Origin of the sequence: Alistipes megaguti (assembly GCF_944320325.1) — a bacterium.
Classification (GTDB): Bacteria; Bacteroidota; Bacteroidia; order Bacteroidales; family Rikenellaceae; genus Alistipes; species Alistipes megaguti.
Genome location: NZ_CALUHA010000016.1, coordinates 27,603 through 47,623 on the forward strand (window position 1 = coordinate 27,603; position 20,021 = coordinate 47,623).

Below are 20,021 nucleotides of genomic sequence, written 5' to 3' on the forward strand. Positions count from 1 at the left end.
CGAAAGAACCTAAATGCAAGACGCAATGAAAAAACATACCTTCCATACGCTCTGGCTGTTGAGCTGCCTGATGCTCTCGCCGTGCGTGTTCTCGTGCCAGAACGACGAAACGGCCGGGGATACCTTCCAACAGGAGAAGCTCGTCACCCACCTCTACGTTCCGGAGACAACCTTCTATGTCTCGGCCATCGAAACGCTGACCATTCAGGGCAAGGGATTCCAGGCCGGCGACCGTTTCTGCCTGCGCGGCAACGGCTCCGAAGAGATTCCGCTGGAGACCTCCGCCCTGGAATCCACCTACGTCACGTTTGCTGTTCCGCGGGATCTCGCAACGGGCGAATACACGCTGACGCTGGTGCGCGGTATCGAGGAACAGGCGCTGGGCATTCTGAAATTCCGCCAAAGCATCGACCTGAACGTTCCGGACAAACCCGGCATGACGATCCGCGGAGCCGTCTTCTGCGGCGAAAAGGCCATACAGGGGGCCGTAGTCTCGGACGGCGTCGAGGTGACCACCACCGACGAGAGCGGCTACTACTGGCTTCCGTCGGAGAAGTACCACGGCTACGTCTTCGTCACGATCCCCTCGGGGTATCTGCCGCTGGCCGAAGGCTCTCTTCCGCAATTCTGGCAGCCGCTCACGGGGTCGCTGCTCGAACACGAACAGCACAACTTCGAACTCGTCGAAACCGACAACGACAACTTCACCCTCTTCGTCACCACGGACATCCATCTGGCCAACCGCAACAGCGACCTGACGCAGTACAATTCGATTGTCGTGCCCGATCTGCTCGCCTCGATGGAGGCGTGCGGCACACGGCCCTTCTACACGATGGTGCTGGGCGACATGTCGTGGGACCAGTTCTGGTATGCCAACAAGTTCAACCTCGAGAACTACATCACCACGCTCAACGAAGCCGAACTCCCCTCGCTGTTCTTCCACCTGCCGGGCAACCACGACAACGACCCCTACTGTCCCGATGACTTCAAGGCCGAAGCCGCCTACAAGGAGCTGCTGGGCCCGACCTACTACTCGTTCAACCTCGGGAAGGTCCACTGCATCGCGCTGGACAACAACGTCTACATCAACAACGGCGGCACAGAAGGGGTGTCCGGCGACCGGACGTTCCGCAGCTATCTCACGCAGATACAGCTCGACTGGCTGCGCAAGGATCTGGCGCTGGTCGACAAACAGACCCCGATTCTGGTGGGGCTCCACTGCCCGATCTTCGGATTCAACAGCGACCTGGAGGTGACCAACGCCATGTATGCCGAGAGCGACCGGACGAATCTGCTCAACTGCTTCGAGGGCTTCACCGACGTCCACTTCCTCACGGGGCACACCCACTACAACCACAACACGGTCTACTCCCCCTCGATCATGGAGCACAACACGGCGGCAGCCTGCTCGACGTGGTGGTGGACGGGCAAATACGGCAACGGCCAGGTCTGCCGGGACGGTTCGCCGGGCGGCTACAGCATCTTCGAGATCGACGGTACGAAGATCAAATGGCGCTACAAGGGTTTCGGACTCGATGCCGACCGGCAGTTCCTCACCTACGACATGAATCAGGTAAAACGCCACTTCAGCATCAACCAGATGGCCGTGAACTTCCTGAAGGTCTACCCCTCGCGCGACGACTACCGGGACGTGGGCGAGAATATCGTCTACATCAACGTCTGGAACTGGGATGCCGACTGGGAGATCAAGGTCAACGACGGAACACGGGATCTGCCCGTCGATCAGATCTACCAGCGGGATCCGCTCCATACGATCAGTTACGACGTGCCGCGCGTCTCCGAGGCGGGCGAGTATACGCAGTCCTTCGCCTCGACGCCGCTCATCCACCTCTTCTCGGTTCAGGCGCCCGACGCCAACACCACGCTGACGATCACCGTCACCGACCGTTTCGGCAACGTCTACAAGGAGGTAATGTCCCGTCCGAAGAGTTTCTCGACCAACAGCTACAACCAGTAATCGAATCCAAAACAGACCAACATGAAAACGTTCAGCACATATCTGTATGTCCTGCTGTGGTTCGTCGGAGCGTCCGCGGCCACGGCCTGCAGCGACGAACCCGAACCCCGTCAGGACTTCGTGGAGACCGGACTGCAGGAGCTCGACATCAACAAGCGCGGACTCGATGCCGAAGGCGAAACTCCGGTCATCGACGTCCGTTCGAACACCTACTGGATGATCCGCACGCAGACACAGGCCGAATGGCTCAACTTCTCCCCGACGGCCGGATCGGGCGATGTGGAGGTTGTCGTCGAGGCGGCCCCGAACAACGGGGCCGAACGTACGGCCGTCCTCGTTTTCGAAACCCGGCAGGGCGAAATGAAACGATTCACCGTCCGGCAGTCCGGTGCGGAGAGTCGGGTCACCTTCTACGAAGGCCGTTTCGGCGACGGAGCCTCGCAGCTCTCCATCAACCGGTTCGAGGCGTGGGAGAATCGGGGCATCGGCAGCCGGCGCTGCCAGTACTGGGGTACGGATGCCCTGGTCGACAGCAGTTCACCCTCGACGGGCTACGACGGAGCTTCGGGCGGCAACAACATTACCTTCGGGAATGACGATGCCGACTTCATGCTCGGAGGCATCGATCTGAAGGGCGATATCAACTTCCGTCTTTCGTTCGCCAGCATGACCTCCGATGCGGCGTTCGATCCCGCCGCCCTGCAGCTCTTCATCAGCAAAGACCGCCAGAACTGGACCCAGCTCACCTATACGCGTTCAACGGCCGCCGCCTGGGAGCGGAGCGAACTTCCGTTCTACCTTCCCGAGGGGGTTTCGCAGCTCTACGTGCGCTTCCACGGCGCCAATGCCCGCAACTACCGGATCGACGATATCGAACTGGCCGAGGGCGACGGCAGCGGTCAGACCATCACCTTCGTCGAGGACATCGTCGAGTACGAGACCTATACGATCTTCGACGAGACCTTCGACTGGTGCGTCGGCAAGGCGGGCGAGGACAACAGTACGCTGCCCGGATCCGACAACGGAGGCCCCACCTACCAGAACGGCTGGTCGGGAACGCGCGTCTACCAGCATCCGGGCTTCGCCAAGATCAGCACGTCGAGCAGCCGCGGCTGGCTCACCAGCCCCGCCATGACGGCCATCGGCGAGAAACGGGTGACGGTCACGCTGAGCTTCAATGTCGGCATCATGAACACCGACCTCGGCCGCTTCATGATCAAGGTCCACAACAGCGGCACGATCGACGGAGAGTCGGAGGTCGAATACGAACTCACGTCGAGCAACAAATGGGAGAGCATGACGCTCTACATCGTTGGCGCGACCAAGGAGACCCAGATCGAATTCACGGGTATCCAGGACAAGCTGAACCGTTTCTTCATCGACAACGTGAAGGCAACCTTCGTGGACATCAAGGAGGAGTAACGCCCCTCCGGTCGGAGCCACGCCTCTGCCGTCTTTTGCGGCAGGGGCTCTTTTTGGAAGCCCGTTTCCACCGCCGGAATTTGCCCGAACGGTGAAAAATCCGCATCTTTGCACGTCGCAAAATTCCGAAAAACATGCTCTACACCGAAGATACCCGCATCGAAGCACTGGCCGTACACGTAGTCGGCAACCAGTCGAAGGACGAACCGCTGCTCGTCTCGCCCGGTCTCTCGCCCCAAACCTCGGACGAGGAGCTCATGCGCACGCTGACCTCCTATTTCCTCGACGGTTTCAAGGAGGAGATCCTCTACAACCTCCATCACGAAAGCGATCTGTCGTGCAACGAGGTCTGGAACTTCGTCGGGCGGATCTTCGACGCCCCCTCGACCCTCTACGAAAACTCGGTGAATCTGGCCCGCCACCTCTACGCCTGCGGCACGCTGCCCCAGATCAAGGGCGGCGAGTTCTATGTCGTCTGCTTCCGTAACTGCCGCGATGCCGGTGAAACGGTCGATGCCGTCGGGCTCTTCAAGTCCGAGACGCGCGACACCTACCTCGACGCCCGCCCCGAAGAGCAGGGTGTACGCCTTGCAACCCACCAGGGTATCGACATCAAACACCTTGACAAGGGAGCCGTGATCTTCAACCTCGATCGCGACGAGGGCTTCGTCGTGCAGATCGTCGACAACACCAACCGCACCGAAGCCCGCTACTGGATCGACGACTTTCTCCACGTGCGCGAGCGCCAGGACAGCTACCACCAGACGCACAATGCCCTGGCCATGTGCAAGAAATACGTCACGAAGCATCTGGCCCGGGAGTTCGACGTCTCGAAGGCCGACCAGGCCGAACTGCTCAACGAGACGATGAACTACTTCCGCGAGCAGGACAACTTCTCGATGTCGGACTTCTCCGAACGGGTGATCCGCCAGCCGGAGGTGGCCGAGAGTTTCGCCCGCTTCAAGCAGGCCTACGAAGAGGAGCGCGACATCCGCATCGAGGATGAATTCGGCATCTCGGATGCGGCGGTCAAGCGGCAGGCCCGGGCCTACAAGAGCGTGATCAAACTCGACCGCAACTTCCACATCTACATCCACGGCAACCGCGACCTGATCGAGCAGGGTCAGGACGAAAAGGGCAAATACTACAAGGTCTACTACCAGGAGGAGGAGTAACCGCCGCCGCTGGTATCCGGGCCGGAATCCGTCCCGACGGACCGCCGGCCGCCGCCCCGCAACCGCAACCGCAACCGCAACCGCAACCGACAACTGCAACCGCAACCGACCATACCCATGATTCGCCAATGCACCTTCATGCTCCGTCCTCACGGCCGGGGCTTTCATCTGGTGACGGATGAAATCCGCCGCCACCTGCCCGAGCTCCCCGCAACGGGGCTGCTACACCTCTTCATCCGCCACACCTCGGCGGGGCTTTCGATCAACGAGAACGCCGACCCCGACGTACGGCAGGATCTCGAAGCCATCTTCAACCGGCTGGTCCGCGAACGCGAAAGCTACTACACCCATACGCTCGAGGGTGACGACGACATGCCGGCCCACGCCAAATCGGCTCTCGTGGGAGTCGATCTGACAATCCCGATCATCGACGGGCGTCTCGGGCTGGGGATCTGGCAGGGGATCTACCTCTGCGAATTCCGCGACCGGGCCTCGGGACGGCAGATCACGGCCACGATCCTCGGCGAATAGCCGATCCCCCGAAGAGGAACGGCCCCGAAAAAGCGACATCGGCACAACAGGACGGGAAATTCCAAAGAGAGGTTGGAATCAAAAAATTCCTATCTTTGCCCCGAAAAGCCTTCGCGTCCCGAAGGCCGAAAACCGAACACATGGAAGCTGTCACCCAATTTCTGATCGACTGGGGCTACTGGGGCCTCTTTCTCTCGGCCTTCATCGCCGGAAGCGTGCTGCCGTTCAGCTCCGAGGCGGTAATGGTCGTACTGGTGCGCATGGGGCTCGATCCGGTGGGATGCGTTGCGGCCGCCGCGCTGGGCAACACCCTCGGAGGCATGACCTGCTACTGGATCGGCACGCTCGGCCGCACGGAGTGGATCACCCGTATCGGGGTCTCCACGCGCCAACTGGCCCGGGCCCGCAAGTTCCTCTCCGGCCGCGGTGCACTGATGGCCTTCTTCTCGTTCCTGCCCACGATCGGCGAAGCCATCGCCATCGTGCTGGGACTCATGCGCAGCAACATCTATCTGACGGCCGGCTCGATGCTCGTGGGCAAGACGCTGCGCTACGTCGTCATCCTGGCCTCGTTCGAAGGGGTCGTCTCCCTCTTCTGACAATCCGGCTCCAACCCGTATTCTCTCCCGCCACCTCCCTCAAATCCCTCAAAGACGTCACCATGGAAATCCGCCCCACCGACACCCCCTCCCGCGAACTGCTGCTGCTTGCCGACGAATCCGAAGATTCGATTGCCGATTACCTGCCGCGCAGCCGCTGTTATGCCGCCTTCGTCAACGGACAAATCGTCGGACAATACCTGCTTTTGCACACGCGGCCCTTCACGGCCGAGGTGGTGAACATCGCCGTGACCCCGGCCTGTCAACGCCGGGGAATTGCGACCGCCCTGCTGCAACACGCCGTCCGGATAGCCCGTGAGGCGGGATTCCGGATCCTCGAAATCGGTACGGGAGATTCCGGAACGGGACAGATCGCCCTCTACGAACGATGCGGATTCGTCCGCTGCGGCCTCGACGTCGATTATTTCCGCAAACACTACCCGACCCCCATCTTCGAAAACGGCACGGAGTGCCGCCATATGGTGCGGCTGCGCATGGAGCTGATCGAAAAGTAATCCGACATCGGCATCCCGGCCCGCAGCCGGGCCCTCACACACAAAAAGCGGACGGCCCGAAAGCCGTCCGCTCCTCTCTGATCTCATTTTCGCGCCGTTCCGCCGGGAACCCGAGGACCCCAATATTCCATACCGGGCCCCGGCAGAATCAACGCACCCAAACTCCCCTGTGATTACCAGGTTGCCTCCAGATACTGCGGAGCGGAGGACAATCCGTAGGCATCATACCCGTGACCGGTCTGGTCAACCACCTTGTTCTGCAGGTTCCAGCCCGAGTAGGATTCGCGCATCGAGGCCGGTTCGCTGGCGTCCATCTTCCAGTAGGCCAGCAGATCGGGCGACTGCGGATCGGCAATCACCAGATCCTTCACGTTGGCGATCTCGCTGGCCGAGAGTGCCCGGGTCCAGACACGTGCCTCGGCCAGATAGCCGTCGAGCGGACGGTTGCCGTTGTAGTTCGAGGCGCAGCCCAGGCCAAAGCCGATACCGCGGCCGTTCCACAGCTGAACCTGCGAAATGTCGACCGTTTCGCCCTTGTGGGTCGTCTCGGTAATGAACTGCCCGTCGATGTAGACGCGCAGCGAACTGCGGGTCCATACGGCCGCCACGTGATACCACTGGTTCGTGGCGCACGGAGCGTTGATCGCCGCCGGCTGATAATCGCCCTTGCAGACCTGAAGCACGTCGTAACCGATCTTCACATCGCCGAAACGCATGCAGACGTTTCCTTCGAGACCCATGATCGAGGAGATGTAGGGATCGCTCTTCTGGAAACTCTTCGCATAGACCCGGCACTCGAGCGTCAGCTCCGGCAGGGCCGACAAGTCACGCGTACCCTCCTGTCCGCGCTGATCGTAGAAGCCCGGCACGATGTACTTGTTGCCCGAACCGATGTAGACGCCCTTGCCGTGAACCGGGGCGCGGAAGACGAGGTAGAGCGTACTCGACGCGTCGAGAATCGACATCGAGCCGTCGGTCTGCACGATCCGCATCGGCAGGCAGTAGAACGTACCCGGCTGAAGCGCCTCCTTGACGACGATTTCAGCCTCATCCGAGACGCTGGTGCCGGCCTTGATGGTCACCTCCTGCTTCTCGAAATCGTAGAGCTTCTCATCGAGCAGCACGCACGTACGGCCGTAGCGCGAGTTGTAGGCCTCGAGCAGTTCGGGGCAGACCTGCAGCGTCGCGTGCGTCTCATGACCGACAATCTGCGAGGCCGAGACCGAGAAGGTGGCCTTCTCGCCCGCCTGCGTGATGGTGACGATCTTCGCCGGCTCACGCTGTGCCTCCGTGATGTAGATCGCAGGCTCGTATTGGGCAGCCTCCTGGCAGCCCGCAAGTGCGGCAACCAGTGCCAAAGAGGCCCATATCTGTTTCATTTTCATGGTTTAAGTCGTTTTGATCGGTTAATTTTTCGGTGCATAGGCCTCGAACTCACAGATGTTGCAGGCCCACGTGTAGGGAACGATGGTCATGCGGATGTAGCGGTACTCCTCCGGACTGCGCAGTTGCAGATAGCGCCAGTGCCGTCCGTGAGCGCGAGCTCGACCGTTCCCGAAGCCTGCGCCACCCACTTCTGGCCGTCGAGGCTCATCTCGATGTCGCACAGATTCTTGAACGAGTTGTCAATGTATCCCATCCGCCAGCCGATGATCGTACGGGGAGCTGTCATGTCGATCTCCACCTTGATTTCGGGGGTCACCTCCGTGAAGGCAGCCCATCCGCCGGTCAGCTGTCCGTCGGACATCGCCGTCGTGTAGTCCTTGTCGTTGGCCGTAAAGGTCCAGCCCGAGATCGTGACCGTATTGGCCATCTGCCTGGATTTCAGGCTTACCCGCACGTAGAATACCTCGCGGGCCGTATTCGGGGCAACGCCCTCCACACCCGAACAGTCGATGCGCACGGCGGCCAGATACTCCTTGCCGGCCTCGAGACCCTTGCCCGTGATGATCATCTGCACGGGAGTCTCCGCGGAGGAGTGCCGCTCGCCCGCCGCAAAGTGGAACGGAGCCGTGAAGGTAACGCTCGCAGGATCAATGGCCTCGTATTCCGTATAGTTGTACTCGTTGTAGGGCCCGACAAGCGAGGAGTCAAGGATCAGCGGGAGGGTCATCTCCCCGGCAGCCACGGCCGACAGCGATCCCGACAGCGGAATGGCCACGGCCTCGGTGGCACCCGACGGGGAGGGCGTCAGTTCGACCGTCGTCTCACCGGCCTGGTCAAGCGTCAGGAGGTTCTTCGTATAGTCGCCCTGCGGCGCAGGATTGGCGATCTGGATCGCCTCGCGGATATACTTGTAGGGCATGCTGGCGTTGCCGTACTCATACTCCATGTGGTAGGATCCGAAGCCGGCCGAGGTCTCCTCGAGGGCGAAGTAGGCCATGCCCAGCAGCGAGGGGATCGACGTGCCGTTGTAGCCGTAGCTGGCGCCGCCGGTCTGCCACAGCGACTCGAAGTTCTCCGTGAAGATGATCTGCTCGGGACGCCAGCCGCGGCCTGCGGCACTCTGCGTACGGCTGCGGAGGTTGCCGGCACCGGAGCAGTTGTAGGCCTGCGAAACGGCATAGTCGCACAGTTCGCCGATGTTGGCCGGCAGCCAGTCGCTGTCGATGTTGCCGTCGATCAGGAACAGGCGCCCCGTCCCCGACTTGGGACCGATATACTTGCTCAGCTCCTCGGCAAAACGCTTGAAGTTCTCCGGGTTCTTGTTCATCGGACCCTGGTGGTCGACGGCCGTCTCGAAGTCGATGTCCATACCGTCGTACTGATACTTGTCCATCGAGTCCTTGCCCCAGGCCTTGGCGTAGGCCACGATACCCTCCTCGGTGATCTGGCCGTTGACCTTGAACTCCTCGGGCATGTCCTTGGCCGAGATACAGAAGACGACCCGCGTCCCCTTGATCTGCTGCACGTAGGCCTTGTCCTCGAGCTGTTCGGGGCTCAGGCTGTGCCACTGGCTCCAGATCGAGATGATGTCCATCGAGTCGGGCGCACTGCGCAGGCGGCTCTGCTCCGAGGCGCCGATTCCCGTCCAGGAACCGTACCAGCCGAAGGCCAGTTTGTGATCGGTCTGCTTGTAGGCGCGCAGACGGGCGTAGTAGGCGTCGTCACGCAGAATGGGCGACTGCTTGTCCGGATACTGGATACGGACCGGTTCGGGCGTCGTCATCTTCTCGCACGCGAAAAGCAGGGCCGCGCCGGCCATCACAGTCAATATATGAATCAGTTCTCTTTTCATCTTGATTAGTCTGTTTTACTTGGATAAGGTCGCTTATTTCTTGTCCCACCAGAGTTTCGTACTGCCGGCATCGGGGCCGTCGAGCAGCCTCACGGCCGCACGGACCGCTCCGGCATTGTTCGAATACTCGAGCTTCGGGAAGACCATGCGGCGGATCTGCGTCTCCTTGTTGATGGTCGGATCCTCGCTGTTGGCCACGATCGGGAACAACCGCGGGAAGCCCGTACGACGGAACTCGGCCCAGGCCTCCATGCCGTTCGGGAAGAGGGCGATCCACTTCTGCGTAATGATGCGCTCGAGTTCGTTGCCGTCGTCCTGCCACTTGACCGTCACCCGGCCGCGGGCGCTGATCGAATACTTCGTCGGGTTCTCCGAAACGTCGGAGAAGGTTGCCGGCGTCTTCTCGCTGGCCAGATAGGTCGCGGCCTCGCTCGCCGAGAGTCCGTTCTCGGCAAACGACAGGCGGACACCCTCCTCGTAATTGCTCTTCGCCCCCGCATTGTCGCTCGTCATCAGGCAGTACTCGGCCTTCAGGAAGGCCACCTCCGAGGCCAGCAGCCAGTTCATCGGCGTATCGGTCTGAATGTTCGGGGCCGACATCTTCGTGTAGAACTTCTGCTCGGTGGCGCCCAGACCGTTGCGCACGCCGTGGAAACCGCCTCCGTCGATCGTCGCGGGCTGGAACATCGAAGCCCGGCGCGGATCCTCGTAACCGTTCAGGTAGGAGTCCATCGAGGCACCCATGCGGGCGTCGTTGTACGAGTTCCAGATCATCTCCATCGGGTTGTTGATCGTAATCTGGCGGTAGCTCTTCAGCATGGCGTTGTCGGCCGTCGAGGTGATCACCCCGCCATCAATGGCCTCGCGGGCATACTGCAGCGAGAGGTCGGGCTCGACGTAGCGGATACGGATCGCCAGGCGCAGCTTGAGCGAATTGGCGAAGCGCAGCCACTTGTTCAGATCACCCGCATAGATGGCGTCGACCTTCTCGAGCGACTTGTCGCCGGGCGCCACGGCAATCTGTGCCTTGAGGGCCTCGATCGAACGGTCGAGCGTCTCGAAGAAGTGGTGATAGAGGGTCTCCTGCGAATCGTAGGGGCTGACCGACTCCCCGAAATGGAGCACCGGCAGCGGACCGTACATGTCACTGGCTCGGTGCAGCGTCAGCACCTTGAGGATATCGGCCACGGCCATGGCGTGGGCGCTCAGCAGCCCTTCGTCATACCCCGCCTTGAGCATCAGCCAGGCAGGCATCACCTGCGTGAAGGCCACCTCGAAGACCGTATTGCTCCAGTTGTTGGCCGTCAGGTTGTAGACCATCGGGTTGCTGCCGCCGTCGAAGTGGTTGGCGCAGGCCATGTAGCCGGCATAGTGGTCGGCCAGCAGGTTCCAGCCCGTCTGGTAGCGGTTGACGGGGACAGTCGTTTCGCCCGTCGTCGGATAGGCGGCATCGAGCTCCATGGTGGTGATCAGCGAGGCCTGATCCACCACCTGGGCGGCGTTGGGATCGGTGTTGTAGCTCTCGAACTCACTCGTGCAGGCGGTAGCCGCAACGGCCATCGCGGCCACGGCTCCGACCCATATCTTGATTCTGTTCACAGTCGTTTTCATGAATGGTTGGTATTAGAATTGAAGCCGTACGCTGAATCCGATCGTCCGCACGCTCGGCTGCATGAAGAAGTCGAGGTTCTGGTAGTAGGTGCTCGTCGAGGCGGTCACCTCGGGATCGAACGGCGCCTTGTTGTAGAACATGAAGAGGTTGCGGCCGACGAGCGACACCGTCGCACGCAGCTTGTCGTTGAACCACGACGAAGGCAGGTCATACCCCAACGTCAGCTCGCGCAGACGCACGTTCGTCATGTCGTAGACATACTGCGAGAGCATGCCCATGCCGTCGCCCGAGTTGGCATAGAACTCCTTGACGCCGGAGATCGTCTGCTTCTCCGAGATGCGGACACCTCCCGCCTCGCGGGCATCGGCCGAGGCCTGCGACACGCCGAAACGGTCCATCAGCGCCTGCGTCACCGAAACGCCGCGGCCTCCGATGCGGGCGTCGACCAGCACGCCGAGCGATATGCCCTTCCACGAGAACTGGTTGTTCCAGCCCATGCGGTAGCGGGCATCGGTATTGCCGGCGTAGATCCACGTATCGGGGTCGATCGTCACCGTACCGCCGTTGGGATCGACGTAGATCTGACCCTGGTCGTCGGTCTTCAGACCCGTCACGTAGAAGTCACCGATCGAACCGCCGGCGCGCAGCTTCACGCGGTAGCCGCCGTAGTCCATGTTCACCTCCGGGAGCGACACCTCGGCACCCGTCACCGGGTCGATCGTCCCCTCGGGAACCAGTTCGCGGATCTTGTTGCGGTTGAGCGAGAAGTTGAACGACGTCGACCAGGCGAAGTCACCCCACGTGTTCTTGTATCCGGCCACGGCCTCGACACCCCAGTTGTTGACCTTTCCGGCGTTCAGATACGACTGCTTGTAACCCGTGCTGGGCGGCGCATCGTAGAGGAAGAGCTGGTTGTAGGTGTTCGTATCGTAGTAGGTGGCGTCAAGCCAGATCTTGTTGCCGAGGAACTTGGCGTTCATACCCACCTCGAACGACTTCGTGCGCTCGGGACGCAGGTGGGAGGCCGGGGCATAGGTCTGGGTGGTGATCACGCCGTTCTTGATCGCGTAGTTGGCGCCCGTGATGAAGCGCTGCGGAGGGTTGCCCACCTCGGCATACGAGGCGCGCACCTTCAGGAACGAGATGCCGGCCTTCGAGAGATCGGCCATCGACGAAATGACGGCCGACAGACCCACCGAAGGATAGAAGATGTTCAGCTGATCGGTGAAGGCCAGCTGCGAGGCCCACTCGTTGCGGAACGTGGCGTCGAGGTAGAGCATCCCCTTCCAGCCCAGCTGCAGCGTGGCATAGATCGCCTGGTTCTGGTCGTGGTAGTTCTCCTCCATGGGCAGCGTGTTCAGGTCGCTCGAGACGATATTGTTGTAGGTGAACTTGTTCGCAATGCCGGCCAGGTGACCCTCATAGCCCGTCAGGGCGTTGCGGTCGTCGGTCAGGCTCGCTCCGAAGTTGAACTGCACGGAGAAGGCGTTCTCCCAGAAACTCTTGTCGATCGACAGCAGCGCATCGGCGTAGAGGTTGCTGTGACGCGACGTGTGGTTCAGGTAGTTTCCGTACTCCGAGGCGAAGAGCGTGTTGGACGAGGCGTAGATCTTGCGCGTGTAGTTCATCACCATGTTGTCGGTGCGCACGCGGCCCGTCAGGCTCATCCAGTCGAAGAGGTCCCACTTCAGCGTGGCGTTGAACGTATAGCGCTGCATGTTGTTCTCGAAGATCTCGCGGTTGACCACCCAGTAGGGGTTCTCGACACCGTTGATGAACTCCAGCCCCCAGAACTGCTCGCTGTAGCCCAGACTCGGGTTGTAGCGCTCGTAGAGCTGGTATTTCGAGATATCGTCGCCGCGCGGGAAGAGGTAGACACCGATCAGCGGGTTGTGATAGATACCCTGGATCAGCGGGTTGCGGCTGTACTGCTTCATGTACGAAGCGCCCAGATCGAGCGTCAGCTTGTCTTCGACCAGAGCCGTCGTGTTGCGCAGCGAGAAGTTGTAGCGGTTGTAGACGTTGTTGGGGATGATACCGCGCGTGTTGACCGAAGCGGCCGAGAAGTAGGTCTGGTTGCGCTTCGTACCGGCGGTGATGCCGATGGCGTTGGTCTCGTCGAATCCCGTCTGGAAGAAATCCTTCGGATCGTACGACGAGGGTGTGGCCAGCTTCTCGCCCCAGCTCATCGACGGCGAGTTGAGATCCGTGCCGTAGGTGTTCTGGAACTTCGGCATGACGAACGGCGACGAGAAGGTCGTGCTGTTCGAGTAGTTCACCCGCACGCGTCCCTCTTCACCGCGCTTGGTCGTGATCAGGATCACGCCGTTGGCACCCTGCGAACCGTAGAGTGCGGCGGCCGTGGCGCCCGTCAGCACCGACATCGACTCGATATCCTCGGGGTTGATGCTGGCAATACCCTCGTAGTCACCGCCGTCGGGGGTCTCGTAGATACCCTCGGTCTGCTTCGAGCGCAGGCTCGGCAGCGGAATACCGTCGACGACATAGAGGGCGTTGTTGTCGCCGTTGAGCGACTTGACACCACGCATCACCACGCGCGTCGAACCGCCCGCACCCGAGGCGCTGGCATTGATCTGCAGACCGGCGATCTTGCCCGAGAGCGAGTTCATGAAGTTGGCGTCCTTGACCGTGTTGACGATCGAGCCGGCAACCTCCTGCACGTTGTAGGTCAGGGACTTCTCCTTGCGCTTGATACCGAGGGCCGTAACGACCACGGCATCGAGCACCTCGTTGTCCTCGTGCATGACCACGGCCAGCGACGTGACGGCACCCGTCACCGGAATCTCCTGTTTCGTATAGCCGATCAGCGAGATCTCGAGCACGTCGCCCGGCTTGGCCTGCGGCAGCGAGAAGTTGCCGTCCAGGTCGACCGCCACACCGATGGTCGTCCCCTTCAGCAGGACGGTGGCGCCCACCAGCGGCATCCCCTTGTCATCCTTGACCGTACCGCTCACGCCATTGTGTGCGGCGGACGCTGCGGCCGGCGAAGAGGCCTTGCGCGAGAGGACGATGTGTTTGTCACGCAGCGTGTAGGCGATGTCGAGCCCCGCAAAGAGGCGGTCGAGCACACTCTCAAGCACCTCGTCATGCGCCGAGAGGGTCACCTTGCGCTCCGTATCGATATCGGAGGTGTTGTAGACGAACGAATAGCCGGTCTGTTGTTGAATGGATTGGAATACCGTGATGATGGCGGCATTCCGTACGCCGAGGCTTACGCGGGGAGCCGATTGCGGCGTCTGGGCCGCGGCCCGGGCACTCGAATATCCCGACAAAAGCATCGAGACAAGCAGCAGGCTGCGGAAACATAGGGCAACAATCCGCCCCGCCTTGCCTGCAACAAGGTTGAAAGTTTTCATAAAAAGGTTAAAGTAGGTTGGTAATGTTTTCAGGTCGTTTTCGCCGCGGTTTACCGCGGGCAGGAGCAGGTCGGTCAGTTCTCCATAGGCAGCAGAGGTCTTACGGTTTCAAGTTAGGTTTTCGGGGTTGGTTGGTATTTGGTCAGGTTGGGCCGGAGCCGGGATCCGGGTTGGAGGGGTTTCCGGCCGGCCTTCAGTTGGCGTATATTTCGATGTCGTCACCGACGATCCGGTAGTTGAACTTGTAGGTCAGCTGCAGCACCGACATGATGTGGTAGATGCCGTCCTCGACCTGGAAGTCGCCCGAGAAACGCAGCCCGCGCAGCGCATCGTCCTTGAAGCGGATATCGACATTGTAGTAGCGGTTGAGCTCCCGGACAATCTCTTCGAGGGTATTGTGTTCGAAGCTGAAGCGGCCGTAGATCCAGTTGATCGAGCGTTCGGCCGTCGGGATATCCGACAGCTGCATGTCTTTCGTATCGGTATGGAAGAGCAGCTGCTGCGAGGGGCGAAGCCGCAGAGCGGGCCGGTGCTCCCCCGTGACGGAGGCCTCGACCGATCCTTCGAGCAGAACGGTGGTTATCAGGTGCTTCTGCGCATCGTTCCGGATATTGAAACGCGTTCCCAGCACCCGGATATCGAGGCCGTTGGTCGAGACGACGAACGGAGCATGCCGGTCGTGCGACACCTCGAAGTAGGCTTCGCCGTCCATCTTCACGCGGCGCTTGCGCGAGAAGAACGAGGCGGCATACTCCACGCGGCTCGACGAATTGAGCCAGACCTTCGTGCCGTCGGGCAGCACGGCCTGCGAGCGTTCGCCGAGTTCGGTATAGACGACAACCGGACGAGTCAGCCGCTCGACGGAGGTCCGGGCCATCCAGCCGCCGGCCAGCAGCACGACGGCCACGGCCGCGGCGGCCGTCACACGCTTCAGACCGCGGATCCACACCATCCGCCGAACCCGTTCGCGGAGCCGCGTGCGGCAAAGCCCGTAGGCCTTTTCCACGTCGATGCGGGCCGTATCGTTGATGCGGTCGTTGAGATAGAGCAGCCGATAGATCTCGCCCAACCGCCGACGGTTGGCCGGCGAGGCATCGTACCAGGCCTCCACCGCGGCACGCTGTTGCGCGTCGAGTTCTCCGCTCAGATAAGCGGCCAGCGTCGCTTCGTTGATTTCAAAATCCGCCATTTTCATCTGCTTGTCTGCATAGTAATACAATCCGCCGGTAAAAGTTACTAACGGAGAGACGCATTTTTTTCACTTTTTTTTCAGGAAAGCCTGCTTCCGAGCACCAGCGCGATCAGAGGCCAGTATTCGCGCAGCTCGTCGCGCAGCAGGCGGACGGTCTGACCGATGCGGTAGTTGACCGTCTGGGGCGAGACGTGGAGGGCCTCGGCGATCTCCCGGTGGGTCATCCCCTCGAGACGGTGCATGCGGAACGTCTGCCGGAACTCCGCAGGCAGTTTGTCCAGGGCCTCGTTCAGACGGCGCATGAGTTCGCTCTCGAGGTAGAAGTCCGGATCGTCGAACTCCTCCTCGCAATCCCGGGCCAGTTCGCGGAAGATGCGGTTGCGGACCGTATGGCGCGAGGCGCTGTTGATCGACTTGTTCTTGACGATGGTGAAGAGCAGCGACTTGAGCGGCATCTCGGGAAGCAACGTCATGCGGTGTTCCCAGAGCCACATCATGGTATCCTGCACCAGCTCTTCGGCCCGGTCGATGGTCACGAAGCGGGTTGCATAGGTGCACAGGGGTTTGTAGTAGCGCCGGAAGAGCGCATGGAAACACGCTTCGTCGCCGGCATGGAGCAGTCGGACGACCGTACGGTTGTCCTGCATGTCGACAACCTGTTGCGTATTTTCGCTGGCAGTTCTCATCTGCGCGCTCCCGGGGATCTCCGAGAATCGGGAGCCGAACAAAAATACAATAATATCCGTGATTTGCAAAAAAAAACGGGACATGCCGCCCCGCGCCACCGCCCTCTGGATCCCGCCAGCGACTCCAGCGCTCAAAAAAATCCGGTCCCGACACTCCGGGACCGGACCTCACAACTACTATTCTACTATGACAAAGACCTTTTCGGTACAATCATCCGGGCAACACGGCTCCGGAAAGAGGCCTCCGTATCCGGAGAGGCGGCATTACAACCGTCAGGCCTCGGTCGACGAGAGCGGTGCAGCCAGCGCATAGGTGCGCGACGAAAGCTCCTTGTCCAGCATGTAGAGGCCGAACTTGTTGCCGTCGACCGCTTCGCAGGCGGCAATCATCTCACGGGCCGTCTCCTCCTCCTCGACCTGCTCGTTGACGAACCACACGAGCATGTTCGACGAGGCGTAATCGTGGTCTTCGGCAGCGATCGAGACCAGACGGTTGATCATCTCCGTCACCTTCTTTTCATGCTTGAGCGTATCCTGGAACATCTCCAGCGGCGAGGCCCATTCGGTCCGTACGGCCTCGATCGGACGCAGCGTCACCTTGCCTTCGCGCGTCAGCAGGTAATTCATGATGATCCGGGCATGGTCCTGCTCCTCGCGGAACTGAACGTAAAACCAACTGGCAATGCCCTTCAGCCCCTTGGCCTCGGCATCCGCCGACATCGAAAGATAGAGATACGCCGACCACATCTCGGCATTGATCTGCGCATTGAGCGCCTCGTGCAGCTTTTGACTCAACATAGCGGTAACGTTTTCAGGTTGTATGGTTTCTGTTTGTAAAGGCAAAGATAGATAGTTTCCGATTATTTGCAAAGAAATTCCGATCATATCATTTTATACCGCCATCAGCAGAAACGATACGCGGCATCCGACCTGCAAATCGGATGCCGCAATCGTTGCCGGAGGTCGGTTTCGGGGATCAGTCGTCGATGTCGACCAGGCGGAAGCTGCTGTCGAACTCCAGATCCAGCCCGTTGTCCAGCTCGACGTCGTAACCGCGGCGATCGCGGTCGAGGCTGATGATCCGGCGCTGAGCGAAACGGGTCGAGACACAATCCCGGATCGGCCGGGGAACAATCTCGGTCGGGACTTCGCCATACTTGCACTCGATCTCCTTCCAATCGCCGTTCCGCCGGAATTCGACCTTCGAACCATCGACGAAGAGGACCTTGTAACTCTTGTCGAAGAGCTCCTCGTCGACCTTGGCATAGGAGACTTCGAGCCCCTTGAAATAGGTATTGATAAATTGCTGCGACGAAGCGGGGAGCTCCCCGACGGAGATCATCCGGTCGTTGCCGGCCAAAGCTGCAACGGTCGTGCATACGGCCAGCAGGGCGGCCAAAAGAATCGTGAACTTTTTCATAATCGTCTGTAATCGGTTTCCGTTATTTCCTGCTGCAAAGTTCCAACGCGAAACTGAAACGAATCTGAAAAACGAATTCTTCGAACCGTTTTTTTGACTGAAGGAGACGAAAGGTCTTCAAAGCAGGCCGTCGGAGGGTGTCGGAGGGGACGTCGGGGGCGTCGCGAGCCCTTCTACGCCGAGAAATCGACCGTAAAGCAGTGGAGCCCTTGACGGAAATCGTAGCGGATCCGCAGCCCGTAGAGGCGGCAGACGGCATCGACAATGGCCAGTCCGAGCCCCGTCGAACCCTTCTTCTTGGCACCCTGATAGAAGCGGTCGAAGATGTGTGCGGCATCCAGGGGACCGGCGTCGGCCGAATTCTCGATCTCGAAGCGGCGGGCCGAGATCCGGACCCGCACCTCGCCGCCCTCCGCCCCGTGGACAAAGGCATTCTTGATGAGATTTCCCACCAGACTCCCCGCCAGCGAGGGGTTCATCCGCACGCGCAGCGGAGCCTGCTCCTCCATCACGAAACGCATGCCCCGATAGGCGTAGATCTCCTCCAGATCCTCACCCGTGCGACGGGTCAACCCGCCGAGATCAACCTCCTCGATCTCGGGAAACTGCCCGTTGTCGATCTTCGAGAGCAGCAGCAGCGAACGGTTCAGGCGCACCAGATAGTCCAGCGTATGCTGCACCTTGGCAATCTCGCCCAGCTGCTCCTCGCTGAATCCCTGCGGATCGTCGACCAGCATCTCCAGCCGGTTGCGGCAGACGGCCAGCGGCGTCTGCATTTCGTGCGAAGCGTTGCCGATGAACTGCTTCTGGCGTTCGAACGACGACTCGGCCCGCTGTGCGGAACGCATCGCCGCGTCGTTCAGCCGCCGGAACTCCGTCACCGAGGTCTCAACCACCAGCGGAGCATTCGGACGCCCGATCCGGTAGTCGTCCAGCCAACGCAGCAGCGCATAGAGCGGCCGCATCATGCGGTTGACCACCACGACCGTCACCAGCAACACCGACAACAGCAGGAAGAGATACAGGTAGAGAATTCCGTAGAAGATGGCCTCCAGCAGATCCTCCTTTTCGATGCTGGGGGTCATCACCGTCAGTTCGTACCAGCGGCCGCTGGCGTCGCGGAACGTCTGGCGCAACACGCGGGCCGGCTCCTCGTCATCCCGTTCCGGAATGTAGATCTCCTCATCCGTATAGCGTTCATGGGCCCAGCCTTCGGCATATTCGGCCGAAACCTCGTGCAGATAATAACCGGTATTGCCATCGGCCGAGGTCTCGGGAAGCTCCCGCCCGGCCAGTACGCGCTTGACGATCACCTCGGCGCGCGCCTCGAGGGCATCGTCCACCTCGTCGTTGACCTCGTCGATGAGCGTGAAGTAGAAGAGTGCCGCCCACCCGGCCAGCAGCAGCGTGAGCACCCACAACAAGTGCAGCAGAATACGATAGACCAGTTTCACGGCCGAACCAGTTTATAACCGAAACCGTAAACGGACCGGATCTCGATGTCGGCCCCGGCATCGTGGAGTTTGCGCCGCAGGTTCTTCATCTGCGCATAGACGAAGTCGAAATTGTCCACCTGGTCGATATGGTCGCCCCAGACCCCTTCGGCCAGCATCGCCTTGTCGACCGTATGGTTGGGCCGGGCCATGAAATAGTGCAGGATGTCATACTCCTTGCGCAGCAGATCGAGCGGACGTCCCGCCACCTCGACCCGCCGGCTGTCGGGCCACAGGCGCACGTTCCCCGCCTCGAGGCTCTCGTACCCGTCGCGCTGGTGGCGGCGCAGCACGCTCCGGATCCGGGCGCTCAACTCCGCCAGGTGGAACGGCTTGGGCAGGTAGTCGTCCGCTCCGAGTTCGAGTCCCTCGATCTTGTCATCCAGCGAATCGCGCGCCGAGATGATGATCACGCCGGCCCGGCTGCGGCGACGCTTCAACTCCTCGAGCAGCCGCAGCCCGCTTCCGCCGGGCAGCATGATATCGAGCAGGATACAGTCATAATCGTATGCGGCGATCTTGTCCGAAGCCGAGGCATAGTCGGCCGCCTGTTCGACGACGTACTGCTCGCGCGTCAACGTCCGCACCATAATCTCCCGCAGGGAGGGTTCATCTTCCACAATCAATATCTTCATAGTCCATCAATTTCATCTCCGGGCATTCCCCGAACGTACGGTTTTTCCCTGGTCCTGTCACGCCTTTGCCTCGTCGGCTTTCGTCCGGGCCGCAGGCAAAGGTAGCCATCAAAACCGAAAGCAATCTGAAACGGAGTGTCGGAACCGC

16 protein-coding genes are annotated in these 20,021 nt (G+C 60.7%); 6 read left to right on the top strand and 10 right to left on the bottom strand.

Annotation, left to right across the window (positions count from 1 at the left end; genetic code table 11):
* The first annotated feature begins 25 nt into the window (after positions 1-25).
* The 6 genes from PUQ42_RS05780 (at position 26) to PUQ42_RS05805 (ending at position 6,220) form a co-directional block, all read left to right on the top strand.
* The gene (locus tag PUQ42_RS05780) at positions 26-1,978 is read left to right on the top strand and encodes a calcineurin-like phosphoesterase family protein (RefSeq protein ID WP_273371847.1); all 1,953 of its coding nucleotides are present in this window, start codon (positions 26-28) and stop codon (positions 1,976-1,978) included.
* Between the two features lie 21 nt (positions 1,979-1,999).
* Positions 2,000-3,400 carry a BACON domain-containing protein gene (locus PUQ42_RS05785; RefSeq protein ID WP_273371849.1) on the top strand — a complete coding sequence of 467 codons (1,401 nt, stop codon included), beginning with the start codon at positions 2,000-2,002 and terminating at the stop codon, positions 3,398-3,400.
* 134 nt (positions 3,401-3,534) lie between these two features.
* Positions 3,535-4,575, top strand: coding sequence for a nucleoid-associated protein (locus tag PUQ42_RS05790; protein WP_273371851.1), 1,041 nt, complete (start codon positions 3,535-3,537; stop codon positions 4,573-4,575).
* A gap of 117 nt (positions 4,576-4,692) precedes the next feature.
* The gene (locus PUQ42_RS05795) at positions 4,693-5,106 is read left to right on the top strand and encodes a secondary thiamine-phosphate synthase enzyme YjbQ (protein ID WP_273371855.1); all 414 of its coding nucleotides are present in this window, start codon (positions 4,693-4,695) and stop codon (positions 5,104-5,106) included.
* A gap of 140 nt (positions 5,107-5,246) precedes the next feature.
* A complete protein-coding gene (locus PUQ42_RS05800) occupies positions 5,247-5,705 on the top strand; it encodes a YqaA family protein (RefSeq protein ID WP_273371858.1) in 459 nt (152 codons plus the stop codon).
* Between the two features lie 62 nt (positions 5,706-5,767).
* Positions 5,768-6,220 carry a GNAT family N-acetyltransferase gene (locus PUQ42_RS05805; protein WP_273371861.1) on the top strand — a complete coding sequence of 151 codons (453 nt, stop codon included), beginning with the start codon at positions 5,768-5,770 and terminating at the stop codon, positions 6,218-6,220.
* A gap of 173 nt (positions 6,221-6,393) precedes the next feature.
* On the opposite strand, the gene PUQ42_RS05810 is transcribed toward PUQ42_RS05805, so the two are convergent.
* The 10 genes from PUQ42_RS05810 to PUQ42_RS05855 form a co-directional block, all read right to left on the bottom strand.
* Positions 6,394-7,605: a DUF1735 and LamG domain-containing protein gene (locus PUQ42_RS05810; RefSeq protein WP_273371864.1), complete on the bottom strand. Its 1,212-nt coding sequence runs from the start codon at positions 7,603-7,605 to the stop codon at positions 6,394-6,396.
* 86 nt (positions 7,606-7,691) lie between these two features.
* On the bottom strand, positions 7,692-9,458 hold the full coding sequence (locus PUQ42_RS05815; RefSeq protein ID WP_273371867.1) for a glycoside hydrolase family 18: 1,767 nt from the start codon (positions 9,456-9,458) through the stop codon (positions 7,692-7,694).
* Positions 9,459-9,491: 33 nt separating this feature from the next.
* A complete protein-coding gene (locus tag PUQ42_RS05820; protein ID WP_273371870.1) occupies positions 9,492-11,069 on the bottom strand; it encodes a SusD/RagB family nutrient-binding outer membrane lipoprotein in 1,578 nt (525 codons plus the stop codon).
* Between the two features lie 12 nt (positions 11,070-11,081).
* Positions 11,082-14,447, bottom strand: coding sequence for a SusC/RagA family TonB-linked outer membrane protein (locus PUQ42_RS05825; protein ID WP_273371872.1), 3,366 nt, complete (start codon positions 14,445-14,447; stop codon positions 11,082-11,084).
* A 193-nt stretch (positions 14,448-14,640) separates the two neighbouring features.
* Positions 14,641-15,636 (bottom strand): FecR domain-containing protein, encoded by a 996-nt coding sequence (locus PUQ42_RS05830; RefSeq protein ID WP_087405218.1) that lies wholly within the window; start codon positions 15,634-15,636, stop codon positions 14,641-14,643.
* Positions 15,637-15,716: 80 nt separating this feature from the next.
* Positions 15,717-16,325 (bottom strand): RNA polymerase sigma-70 factor, encoded by a 609-nt coding sequence (locus PUQ42_RS05835; protein WP_273371876.1) that lies wholly within the window; start codon positions 16,323-16,325, stop codon positions 15,717-15,719.
* A 273-nt stretch (positions 16,326-16,598) separates the two neighbouring features.
* Positions 16,599-17,123, bottom strand: a complete 525-nt coding sequence (locus PUQ42_RS05840; RefSeq protein WP_122119724.1) for a ferritin — start codon at positions 17,121-17,123, stop codon at positions 16,599-16,601.
* 178 nt (positions 17,124-17,301) lie between these two features.
* The gene (locus PUQ42_RS05845; RefSeq protein ID WP_122119725.1) at positions 17,302-17,745 is read right to left on the bottom strand and encodes a PepSY-like domain-containing protein; all 444 of its coding nucleotides are present in this window, start codon (positions 17,743-17,745) and stop codon (positions 17,302-17,304) included.
* Positions 17,746-17,918: 173 nt separating this feature from the next.
* The gene (locus PUQ42_RS05850; protein WP_273371882.1) at positions 17,919-19,199 is read right to left on the bottom strand and encodes a sensor histidine kinase; all 1,281 of its coding nucleotides are present in this window, start codon (positions 19,197-19,199) and stop codon (positions 17,919-17,921) included.
* On the bottom strand, positions 19,196-19,873 hold the full coding sequence (locus PUQ42_RS05855; RefSeq protein WP_273371885.1) for a response regulator transcription factor: 678 nt from the start codon (positions 19,871-19,873) through the stop codon (positions 19,196-19,198). Before PUQ42_RS05855 ends, PUQ42_RS05850 begins: the two co-directional genes overlap by 4 nt.
* Between the last annotated feature and the right edge of the window lie 148 nt (positions 19,874-20,021).